Below are 10,981 nucleotides of genomic sequence, written 5' to 3'. Positions count from 1 at the left end.
TTTTCTGTACCTGTCTATACGGACAATCGTTCCACTAATTGATGTGACTCTAGAACAAGGTCTCCACGGATGCTGCAGGCATTCGGATTGTCCAAGCTATCCAGGAAATGCTGTACAACACCGGCAAAGCCTCTTCTTTCAAGTACCGTGTCCCAGCTGCCGAAGGAGCGAACGCGTGGTGCGGCGCCTTTTTCATAAAAAACGGCTGACTCTAGGTTTGTTACTTCTACCGATCGGCCGCTGCCGTGAAGTTCTACTTTCTCTAAATCAACACCAGCAAGTCTAACCATGCTGTAATTGCCTAGTGAAGTGCCGAATGCCAGCGTCCCTGACGCATGGAGTAGTTTGCCTGCTTCATCGACTTGATGATTGAATGTGCTCACTTCGTACGGGCTCTCTCCAAGCCATAGCAATAGGTCCAGCATGTGAATCAGGTCATCATACAATGTCTCTTTGGCGCTATGACCTTGCTGCTTGATCCGGTGCTTAACGGCTGAACACCAATCGAATCCGCCTGCCTCCTGCAGCCATTGCTTAGCCTCTATATAAAGGGGAGCAAACCTGCGGTTAAACCCCGCTGCCAGCAAAACACCTTTTCGTTCCGCATAAGAAGCCATCTCGGCGGACTGTGCCCAATCGTAGGACAACGGTTTATCTACATAAACAGCAACACCCTGTTCTATACTTTTCATCGTAATACCGTAATGGGTAGATGTCGGACTATGGACGAAAACTGCATCCAACTCATGTGCAAGAAGCTCATCTAAGCTTGTTGTCCCGTAAGGAATGCGATACTTTGCCCTCATCCGTTCTACCGTCGCCGGGGTGGAGCTCATAATCCCTGCAATTTCCACTTGCTCGTTGACCGATAATAGAGGCAGATACACTTTTTGTGCGATATCACCTAGACCAATTAATCCGATTCTTTTCTTCGTCATTATGCTTCACTCCTCATTTGTTTTCCCAGCACCATACGTCCAACCAACAGTCCAAGTACAAGTAAAACAGCGCCAACCACCGTAGAAACACCATATATTTGCACCCACATCGGGGCATCCGTAATCAAGGCATATACTTTTCCGCCAAAAATCGGACCCAAGAAAGCTGCAAAGCCAGTGATAGCCGAATAAGTAGCAATATACATCGGACGTTCGCTCTTCGGTGTGTCGCCAATCGTAAACGTGAACACCATCTGATTAAACCCACCCAGGCCAACGCCAAGAACGATATGAACGGCATACAGAACAACAATAGCTGGAATGAAAGCAATCGCTCCCCATAATAAACAAGCTAGTGCAATGATCGGTAAGGACCATAACAGCAAGGTTTGAGCCGAATAACGCACATTCAAATTGCCCCATACATAGTAACTGGCCATCATGACCACGGTATGAACGACCGTAATTAACGAGACTGTTTCATAATTAATTTTCATCAGCTTGAGCATGACATAAGAGAAGAGCGGCACGGTTACCCCTTGCACGAATAAAAACACAGCCAAAAAGAGAATCGCTTTAAGAAAAGCGCGATCCTTCAAAGGCTTCCCAATCATCCCTACTGGATTCGATGCCGTAGATGGCTCGAAGGGTGGATTCGGGTATAAACCGAAGGCCAGTATATTTAAGACCACACAAACGCTGCATATGATAAATAAATAGTTAAAACCTTGCCCGCCTGGATATCGATCTAATATTTGTCCGCCAATGAAAAGAGCTAAAGAACTTACCCCGCCCAATATCGTGTTGCGAAGTCCAAAATATCGTCCTCGAACCGGGCCCGGCACCGCATCGCTAATCAGTGAGGTCCAAACGATTCCACCCGCGGCATTTCCCAAATGAGCAGCCGTATAAAGCACAATATACATGACAACCCACAGATCTTTAGGAAATAGAAAAGGAATCAAGCCAACAGAAGTCCAAAGCAATCGGTGTGAGGAAGCAAATATAAGCAGCATCCGTTTGCGGTTTCTGAATTTTTGCATGACCACAGCCATCCCAATTTGAATGATATTGACGACGGTTGTAATGGCCAACACTAAACCAATTTCGGTTGAAGTCGCTCCTAAATAAAGCAAATAACCCGTTAGAAACGGACCGCCAAGGAGTTGAAAAATAATAACCGCCGGGAACCCCTCCAATGTTGCGATGAGCAGACTTTTTCGGTAGGTGGATGCTTTTTTTCTGGGTTTTCGTAAATAACCCGCAATTTTCATTGTCATACTCGCCTCCTGATGTAAGTCTTATGATGTATGACTGATCTTAAAGTTTACAAACTATAGGGCGCTTATGGTAAAATAGGACTGACTACCTAATCTATCATGTCAGGCGGGATCACCCAAATACTATGAAACCAAACCATTTTGGTCTTATCACAAGCTTATTACTCTTTTTGACTTTCATTGTACTCTCTCTCATGTTTCAGTCAACCATTTATTTGTATATCGCCAGCGTTTGTCCGCTTCTCATTGTTCCTTTTCTTCCCGATATTCGATCCAATCAGTTCATTAAGCCGAATCAAGCTAAAGGTGCTGTAAGATTGATTACCATGGAGAACAAGGACAAGGCTGATTCTGATTTTCTTGTTATCTTGTTTGAACCGGGGTATGTAAGATGGAAGCGCGGGAAGCTCTTTTTCAATATGGAAGATATCATGAAAGATGTCTATATCAAGCCAGCTCCCCTCGCCGCCACCATGACGGTGTTAAAATATGATCTATTTCTACATCGACGTAAGAAAAATTGGATCGGCATTTCCTTAACGCAGCTTGAGCAGCGTACCGAGCATCTCTCTTACACAACAAATGAAATCAACCGTCTGGTCATTCGGATGTCCGACGTGAATGAATTGCTTCAAAGTCCGGTTAATCAGCCAGCTGCAGCTGGACAAAGTATTGGTGCCTAGGAAGATTAAAAAAATCACCCTGCCTTGAGTTGTTACGCCATTCAACCATATTACTTCGTGGTTGAATGACGGTAACTCGATGACGGGTGATTTTTTTTGTGTTAGCTTGAAATTTCTACGCTTCCGCTTAAAGGGTTAGAGGATCGTAGTTCCCCTTAAGTAAGTTAGTCTTAGGCTGCGAAACAGATTTACACTACTTATTTAGTTTAGCTGTTCCCCGCACAAATAGGAGGCCAGTGTACGAACCATGACACCTGTTGCACCTTTAGGCTCGATGCCTTTGGCCGACCATAACCAAGCCGTGCCGCCTGTATCCAGATGGATCCAAGGCGTTTCTTCGGCGAAGTAGCCGATGAACAGACCTGCTGTAATAGCTCCTGCCCAGCGATCGGATGAAGTCGCATTCTTGATATCGGCAACATCGCTTTTCAGCATGGCGCGGTACTCCGGATAGTTTGGCAGCTGCCATACTTTTTCTCCAGCTGCCGAGGCTGCTTGGAGCAACGGTTTCAGAAACTCGTCATCGTTCGTAACAGCGCCAGTCGCGACATCGGCGAAGCAGATTAAAATAGCCCCTGTTAATGTTGCAACATCAATCAGGCGATTCGCTCCCAGCTGCTTGGCGTAGGTCAAGCCATCAGCCAATATAATGCGGCCTTCCGCATCTGTATTCAACACTTCCACGGAATGTCCGCTGAGCATCGTCACGATATCACCGGGACGATAGGCAGAGCCAGACGTCATGTTCTCCGCCGCAGGGATAACCACGACCAGGTTCACCTTCGGCTTCAGTTGACCGACGACATGCAGGGCACCGAGCAGGGTAGCGGCTCCGCCCATATCGCTGATCATTTCTTCCATGCCGTCGGGCTTTTTCATCGAGATCCCGCCGGTATCGAAGGTCACGCCCTTGCCAACGAGGCCCAGCACGTCGGCGGAATCTGGATCACCCTTATACTGTAGGGTGATCATCCGGGGCGGGTTGACGCTGCCTGCGCCAACCGCGCTAAGACCGCCCATCCCGCGGGCGGCAATCTCGTGCTCGTCCAGCACTTCGCAAGCGAAGCCGTAGTGCTGGGCGAGCCGAACGGCTTCCTCTGCGATGGAAGCCGGAATGAGCTTATTGCCCGGGAGGTTCGTGAGATCCCGGGCATAGTTCGTGCCCTCCGCAACCGCCTCAGCGGCAGCGATCGCCCCCTCCAGAAGCGCTGCATCCGCAGCCGCTTCTGTGAGCAGCACGGCCTGGCGCAGCTCCGCTCGCGCAGGCTCGTTCTTGCGGTACGCCGCGATGCGGTACGTACCGAGGAGCAGCCCTTCGGTCAGCGCCGAGGCGGCTGACCGGCTGTCGAACCCGCTTGGCAGCTTCAGCGCCAAGCGTTCGAACTGCAGCGCGAGCGCTTTGCGCGCTGCGAACACCGCGGCTGCGCGCAGCGTATCGCGTGACGCTGCGGGGCCGAGCCCCGCAACGAACACGTACGCGTACGGCAGCAGCCCGTGGGTCGGCAGCGCCTCGAGCTCGCCTGAGGCGCCAGTGAATAGGCCCTTTGCGCGCATGCGCTCAAGGGCCTGATCGAGCTGCGGTAGTCCGAGGACATCGTCCTGGCGCAGCTCAGCTTCACTTAGGCAGACGAGGATGGCGTCTGCCCCCGTTTCATTATCCATCAATGACGTAAATACGCCCGTCGTTACATCCGTAATTTTAGCAAACATAGGTAATTCTCCTAACCTCAAGTAGTTTCTATAATTTCTGTGATTTCTGTAATTTCAATTGTTTCTGTAGATTCTATAATTTCTGTGATTTCTGTAATTTCAATTGTTTCTGTAGTTTCTATAATTTCTGTAGTTTCTATTGTTTCTGTAGTTTCTATTGTCTCTCAAATTAATAAAAAGATGCGGCCTTCTGCACAACTGACTGCATAGGCAGCTGGTAAGGGCACTTCTCTTCGCAAAGCGGTTTCTCTTTGCAAGGATCATGGTCTGCACAGCCTACTATTCTATCCTTTTGTCTTTGGAAAAATCCGTCGCCCTTCGGCAGCAATCCGAATTTCTCTCTAAATCTACTCGCAATCATCACATCCGGAATTGAGATTTCGAGCGGGCATGAACAATAATTGCAGCGTCTGCAATCATGTTGACCCAGCTCTATAGCTAATTGCTCCAACTCCTGACGCTCCTCGGCTCCTACTTCTTGCTCCTGTGCAGCTAAATTTTCTTGCACTTCCTTGATGCTCACCATCCCAGAAATCGTCACATGCACGTCTTGACTGTAAGGATAGCGGATCGCACGATCAACCGGCTGAATGAACCCGCCGGACAAAGGCTTCATCGCCACTTTCATTAAGTCCATCTCTGTCGCTTTTGGGATCAGCTCATCAAGTGCAAAAGGCTGCGCCAAATTGAGATGAAACAAAATCTGCGAAAATTGCCCTTTGGCTATCCATTTCGCAAGTAAATCTGGACGGTGACCGGAAATGCCGATAAATCGCACTTTCCCTTCCCGTTGAGCCTCAAGAGCAGCTTCATAGGCACCGCCAATATCCATCGCTTTCTTAAACTCACTCACATAGTTCACGTAGTGAATTTGCAATAAATCTACATGGTCTGTTTTCATACGAACCAAGCTTCGCTCAATCTCTGCTTTCGCCGTTTCGTAATCACGTGCCCCTGTCTTCGTCGCTAGAAAATACTCCCGTCTGCGATGGGAGATGCATTCGCCGATAATTTCCTCGCTGTTCCGGTATGCTGCTGCCGTATCGATATAATTAATGCCGTGATCCAAGGCGTAGTTCAATGCTTCTCTTGCTTGTTCTAGAGGTACACTTGGAAGATTCATAGCACCAAATCCAAGTGATGAAACGTTGTAGCCGGATTTACCGAAAGTCGAATATCTCAAGCCAAAATCTCCTTCCAACTAAGAAAATCAATCATAATTGCGCTTACAACTATTGTAATACAACTCGGTCCTAGATTCCATGAAGTAGATAATTGTAAGCGATATCATAAAATTTATAAACAGCGATCACACTTTACTAGCCATAAATGTATTGACAATGAAAGTGATAATCATTATCATTCTAAACAGACTCATGATTTTGATAATCATTCTCAGTAATAGAAGGAGCCATTATGCGTAAATTATTGTTACAAATTCATCTTTGGGTAAGCTTACTTCTAGGCTTATTCATTGTTGTTATCTGTACGACAGGCAGTCTGCTTGTCATCGAAAATGATGTAGAGAAATGGATACATCCACAGCTTTATAAACCTACGCCTGGTCATGCCCTACTACTCGATGTTCAGCAAAGTGTGGAGCAAGCTTTTCCAGGGTTCAAGATGGATCGAATCGATCTACCGACAGATGATGGTCTTTATCAAGTAAGACTATCCAAAGATGTGAATGGCAAAATTTCGACTCAAAATGTTTACGTTGATCCAGGTTCCGCCCATGTACTTGGGCCTGTAGGACCTAATCGAAATGTCTTCTTTACGAAGGTTCTGCAAATACATCGTTATCTACTTGCCCAGGATGTACTTGGCAAAGCTAATGCTTCCATTGTCGCCGGCTTCATGGGTATCGGTCTCATCATCATTCTAGTCACTGGTGCTTATCTGTGGTGGCCTGGCCTTCGCAAATTCGCTCTTGGCTTCCGAATTATTCGAAACAAAGGTAAGCTTGCCCTCAATTTAGGACTACATAAAACAGTTGGTATAATAACCATTCCTTTCCTGCTCGTCTTCGCCCTCACAGGTACGGCATATCAACTTGATAAATATGTGCTTGGATGGTTCGGATTGTCGACCAAAATCGAAGCAGCTGCCTTTTGGAGCAAAACAACAAAGATGAACGGTTCTCCGCTTTCTCTTGACACCATCGTTCAAAATGCGCAAGAACGATTTCCTAATCATAAGCTGGTCCGAGTTCAACTACCCTCAAAGCCTGATCAAACTTATCAGTTAGCGATGAAAGAAGGGTACAGTCCAAGTGGTTCCAGCAATGTTACCGTCTATGAAGATCCCTATACGGGTGAAATTTTAGGTAAAACCAACCCTAATGCTCCAATGGCGTTTTACAGTGCTTGGAAAAGAGGTTTGCATTTCGCTGCTTGGGGTGGTGAACCTATAATAATCGCGAGCTTCCTCATGGGCATGATGCCCTTGTTCCTCATGATTACAGGTCTGGTCATTTGGCAATTCAAAGCTAGAGCGCGCCGCAGAAGTAAAAGCTCGTCCCGTCGCATCACCGAAACTCCTCCAACAACTATGGTTCCTTCGATGAGCTCTGCCGAATAAAACATACATGAACACCCCAGACATAGCTTCACGTAAAAGTGAAGTATGCCTGGGGTGTTATGCACTTGTTATGTACTTGTTTATGTACTTGTTCTATTCTTTTAACTCTTACTAATCTCTTTTATTATCGTTGTTTTTTGAATCATGGTTCCGATCGCTCCAGCTCCAAGGGAAAACGTCGCTTCTATCATATTCCGATTTCGGTTTCTGGGTTGGCTTGGCAGATGGCTTATCCGTCGGTTTGCTTGAGCTTGTTGGCTTACTGGAAGGTTTTACAGTAGGCTTAGGCGTTGATGTCGCTCTAGGTTTTGAGGATGACTCTTTCTTAGAATCATCCTCATTGTTATCATCCGAACGGTTCGGCTTTGGCGTTGATTTGTTGTCATTATTACGATCATTGCCGTTTCTATCGTTCTTGTTGTCGTTCTTGTTGTCATTCTTATTATTATCATCGTTCTTATTATTATTGTCGTTCCTGTTGTTCTTGTCATTTTTCGAAGACGGTGTCGGTGTTGGTTTCACCGTAGCCTTGCCATTATTACCGTTCTTATTATTGTTATTCTTATCGTTCTTATCATTTTTATCGTTGTTCTTGTCTTTGGCCGATTTCTCGTCCTGAATTTGCTGAATTTTCTCGCTGAGCTTTCCGGATTTTTCATCTGCGATTAGCCTTTGCAGAGACGATTTATCGATCGGTTTATCCGGCTTTACTAATTTATCAATCCCGCCGTTATCCTTCGCGAGTTGATGAATCGACACTGTTTTGATGTCGTCGAGAGATACTTTCGCACCATTGTCTACCGCATTCAAATATATCGCGTACTTCCCAGCCGATACACCGCTGGCCTTCGCCTCTTGTCTTACTTCTTGCGGGGCGGCGAATGCAGTCACTTCATAATTTTTAATTTGATCCGGATGGGTTTGCTCTATATGCTTACTGACCTGAGCTTTCAGCTTTGTAGCAATCGCCTGATCATTCACATCCGTTTTTTGTTCTACAATCGTAGAGCTGATGATGATATCTCCTTCACCTCTAGCAAGTGCTCCCTGCTCGGCTTTGTCTAAAATATCAGATGTGACAGCTTCTAACGACTTACCCTTATAGACTAACGTTTGAATTAGGTCAACACCATCTGAGTTTAACCCAATTAAATCCTGTACAACTTCATCATTATCAATTCCTATTTCTACACTAGGATTGATATCAATGGTTACGTAAGCAACCACTTGGCCACTTGGAACGGTTCCTGTCAACGTTGATACTAAGACAAAGCATAGTACGATTGCCGCCGCCAGTCCCGATGCAATAGCCATTTGCGGTACACGCATACGCCGCTTCACAGGTGCGTATAGTATCTCTTCCCCGACTTCACAATTCCGCGTTCCCCTCGGAAGCTTATCGAACCGACCCTCTGGATTCATGACAATAATGGAGCTGTCGCTTAATTCCATTACGATTCCCTTGTTCATGCGCTGTTCTTCCTTTCTTTATGCTTTCCTCATTCTCGAATATGTAAATAATCTCGCAAGTAAGGGTAGGGTCCGTTAAAGATGAGAGCTATCGCAATCAAATACTTACGGTTTCGCTCCAATGTTTTTCTGGAAACCTGAACTTGCACCAGCAGCTCTTTAATCGGCAGCTGCCGTTTCGTCAGAAGAGTACGCATAAGCTCTGCATCCTGTGCTAGCGTGCGGCCGATACCGAACAGCATTTGCCTGGAATCGTCGTGTTTAGGGGATGCTTCTGTCAATTCAGAGAAATCGATATCAAAATCACTTAAACATCGGCTAAAATCAATAATTTCACTTCGCCGTTCTTCAAGTCCCTTTTGCTTTTCATAAGCTTCGATAGCTTGATGAACCTCAATTGGATTGAGTAGGTTATCTTCATCATCTTCTTGATCGAACGAGCTGTAAGGAATCTGTCCTTTGAAACGCTGTTCTTTGCGTAAGAAATCAATTAATCTCCTCCGCATGACGGTCTCTGCAAAGCCTAGGAAAGACCTTCCCATAACAGAAGAATATTGATTAATTGCTTCATTAAACGCTGCTAAAGCGATACTGAATTCGTCATCTCGCGCGGGGTCGATATATCGCTTGCAGAACCTACTTGTAACTTTAGCCACATAAGGTTGGTAGTCAGCAATAAATTGATTCCTAAGTCGTAGGTCTCCTGCTTGAATTTGATGTATGGTTACCTCGAGAGAAGAGGCATGCGGTTCACTTTGTCCCTGGGGTTCCTTCTTTCCAAGGAACTTTTTGAATAGTACCAGTAGCACCGTTCCACCTCACAGTATAGTAGTTTCGTCCCTATGTATAACAATTCGGGGGGTACAATTATATGCATTCAGAAATAAAAAGTAAATTTATTATACCATAGATGTCCAATTGGGCACCTAATGGCAAATAAAACCTAATGTACGGTTTCATTTTAACCATGAATCCTATACAATTAAAGGCATGGGAGGTGTTTCATTTGGAACCCGGCAATCACTTTGGCAAGTTTCTCGAGACGTTACGAGGTAAATTGTCCTTGCGTAAAGTTGCAAGTAAAAGCGGCTTGTCTCATGCCTATATTAGGGATCTAGAGCTCGGACGTAATCGTACCACGAATGATGTCATCAAGCCATCCCCTGACACCTTGAGAAAGCTATCACAAGCATACCAATATCCTTACACCGATTTACTAATAAAAGCAGGATATTTAGAAGAAGCCTCGTCTTCGCTATCTTCTATTCAAATCCATTTAGATAACGTCTGGTATGTTGAGTTTGGTATCAAATCGATAAAATATGTTTCGCCTGATGGCATCATAGAAGAAAACGTAGAATCTCTTGTGGCGTTCACGAGTTTCATAGAAGCATTAACGGATCACCATTTTGTGAAATTGGACATGCATCTTTTCGTCAATCTGAACAAAATAAAAAAGTATGCCTCCTCAGAAGGCAAACTTTATTTTAATGATTATGAAGAAGGTCCCAGTGTCACCATCGCCGCTATGCCGCAAAAGAAATATCACCAGACTCTTCTTGAATATGAGGCTCGCAATACAGGGTTTGTTGTAGAAGCTGAATCAAGCCCCCGGCACTCATCTTTGAAAACCAAGTTCCTTACCTAGCATGACATAGATGAAAAGAACAGTTGCCATACTTAGCATTTGGATCGGCATCAGCGCGCTTAGCACGCTATCCGGATAGGAATGACGGTATGTAATACCAATAATAACAACAATAATGAAGAGATAGAAGCCAGCATTTTCCTTAGTCAGCGGTATTCTCGTATAATTCGAGAGAAAAGTAAATCCGAGCCGAAGCTTATGAATGGCAAGAAGAACGCCGCATTTCGTCATAATGGTCAAAAGTAATATCAAATTAGTCGTTAACGAGTCATCCTTGATATCCGTGTAAGCAGCAAGATCGGTTAAATCACAACAAAAGAGAACAATCGTAGATACGATGACCGACAGAATATACCCGGATAATGCTATGATTAAAGTCGGTACAAGGCTAAATTTCCAAACCATCATAAGCAGCGAACAAATAATACAAACGTATAGTAAAGCCCAATTGTCGAAATAAGCGACCATCGTTCCTGCCAGTGCAGCGAGCGTTATTTGTATCCAATACGGTTTGACTCTTTGTCTGAATAGTAGTAATGCGAATAAAATCATAGGTACAAAATCAATACAGGTTAGGATAAATTTCACCCATGTAAACAAATACACGTTCCCTCATTTCTATGCCTGCTCTTAAGCAGCCTACCTATTTGAATCCACACCTAGAACTATACA

General features: G+C 45.2%; 10 protein-coding genes. 3 read left to right on the top strand and 7 right to left on the bottom strand.

Translation table 11 applies throughout. The features are described from left to right. Window positions 1-14 precede the first annotated feature (14 nt). Together AC58UU_RS09285 and AC58UU_RS09280 are read right to left on the bottom strand one after the other, a co-directional pair. Window positions 15-938, bottom strand: coding sequence for a Gfo/Idh/MocA family protein (locus AC58UU_RS09285; protein ID WP_497314956.1), 924 nt, complete (start codon window positions 936-938; stop codon window positions 15-17). Then, on the bottom strand, window positions 938-2,218 hold the full coding sequence (locus AC58UU_RS09280; protein ID WP_497314954.1) for an MFS transporter: 1,281 nt from the start codon (window positions 2,216-2,218) through the stop codon (window positions 938-940). Before AC58UU_RS09280 ends, AC58UU_RS09285 begins: the two co-directional genes overlap by 1 nt. Before the next feature lie 125 nt (window positions 2,219-2,343). Between AC58UU_RS09280 and AC58UU_RS09275 the strand changes: the two genes are divergently transcribed. Beyond that, window positions 2,344-2,901, top strand: a complete 558-nt coding sequence (locus AC58UU_RS09275) for a hypothetical protein (protein WP_497314952.1) — start codon at window positions 2,344-2,346, stop codon at window positions 2,899-2,901. A gap of 201 nt (window positions 2,902-3,102) precedes the next feature. Here AC58UU_RS09275 and AC58UU_RS09270 read toward each other — a convergent pair whose 3' ends face one another. Together AC58UU_RS09270 and AC58UU_RS09265 are read right to left on the bottom strand one after the other, a co-directional pair. Then, on the bottom strand, window positions 3,103-4,611 hold the full coding sequence (locus AC58UU_RS09270) for a leucyl aminopeptidase (RefSeq protein WP_497314950.1): 1,509 nt from the start codon (window positions 4,609-4,611) through the stop codon (window positions 3,103-3,105). 169 nt (window positions 4,612-4,780) lie between these two features. Next, window positions 4,781-5,794 carry an aldo/keto reductase gene (locus AC58UU_RS09265; RefSeq protein ID WP_497314948.1) on the bottom strand — a complete coding sequence of 338 codons (1,014 nt, stop codon included), beginning with the start codon at window positions 5,792-5,794 and terminating at the stop codon, window positions 4,781-4,783. 233 nt (window positions 5,795-6,027) lie between these two features. Here AC58UU_RS09265 and AC58UU_RS09260 point away from each other — a divergent pair, with 233 nt between their 5' ends. Next, the gene (locus AC58UU_RS09260; RefSeq protein WP_497314946.1) at window positions 6,028-7,191 is read left to right on the top strand and encodes a PepSY-associated TM helix domain-containing protein; all 1,164 of its coding nucleotides are present in this window, start codon (window positions 6,028-6,030) and stop codon (window positions 7,189-7,191) included. A 111-nt stretch (window positions 7,192-7,302) separates the two neighbouring features. Here the strand turns inward: AC58UU_RS09260 and AC58UU_RS09255 are convergent, their stop codons facing one another. Beyond that, complete coding sequence (locus AC58UU_RS09255) at window positions 7,303-8,661, bottom strand: anti-sigma factor domain-containing protein (protein ID WP_497314944.1); 1,359 nt, start codon at window positions 8,659-8,661, stop codon at window positions 7,303-7,305. 29 nt (window positions 8,662-8,690) lie between these two features. Then, the gene (gene sigI / locus AC58UU_RS09250; protein ID WP_497314942.1) at window positions 8,691-9,470 is read right to left on the bottom strand and encodes an RNA polymerase sigma factor SigI; all 780 of its coding nucleotides are present in this window, start codon (window positions 9,468-9,470) and stop codon (window positions 8,691-8,693) included. A gap of 197 nt (window positions 9,471-9,667) precedes the next feature. On the opposite strand from sigI, the gene AC58UU_RS09245 reads away from it, so the two are divergent. Beyond that, complete coding sequence (locus AC58UU_RS09245) at window positions 9,668-10,309, top strand: helix-turn-helix domain-containing protein (RefSeq protein WP_497314940.1); 642 nt, start codon at window positions 9,668-9,670, stop codon at window positions 10,307-10,309. On the opposite strand, the gene AC58UU_RS09240 is transcribed toward AC58UU_RS09245, so the two are convergent. Then, the gene (locus AC58UU_RS09240) at window positions 10,280-10,915 is read right to left on the bottom strand and encodes a hypothetical protein (protein ID WP_497314938.1); all 636 of its coding nucleotides are present in this window, start codon (window positions 10,913-10,915) and stop codon (window positions 10,280-10,282) included. The genes AC58UU_RS09245 and AC58UU_RS09240 overlap by 30 nt on opposite strands. Between the last annotated feature and the right edge of the window lie 66 nt (window positions 10,916-10,981).

It is taken from the genome of Paenibacillus sp. JT22N1, from assembly GCF_059692155.1.
The sequence above is the reverse complement of the archived record's forward strand: the minus strand, read 5'-3'. Positions and strand labels throughout refer to the sequence as shown.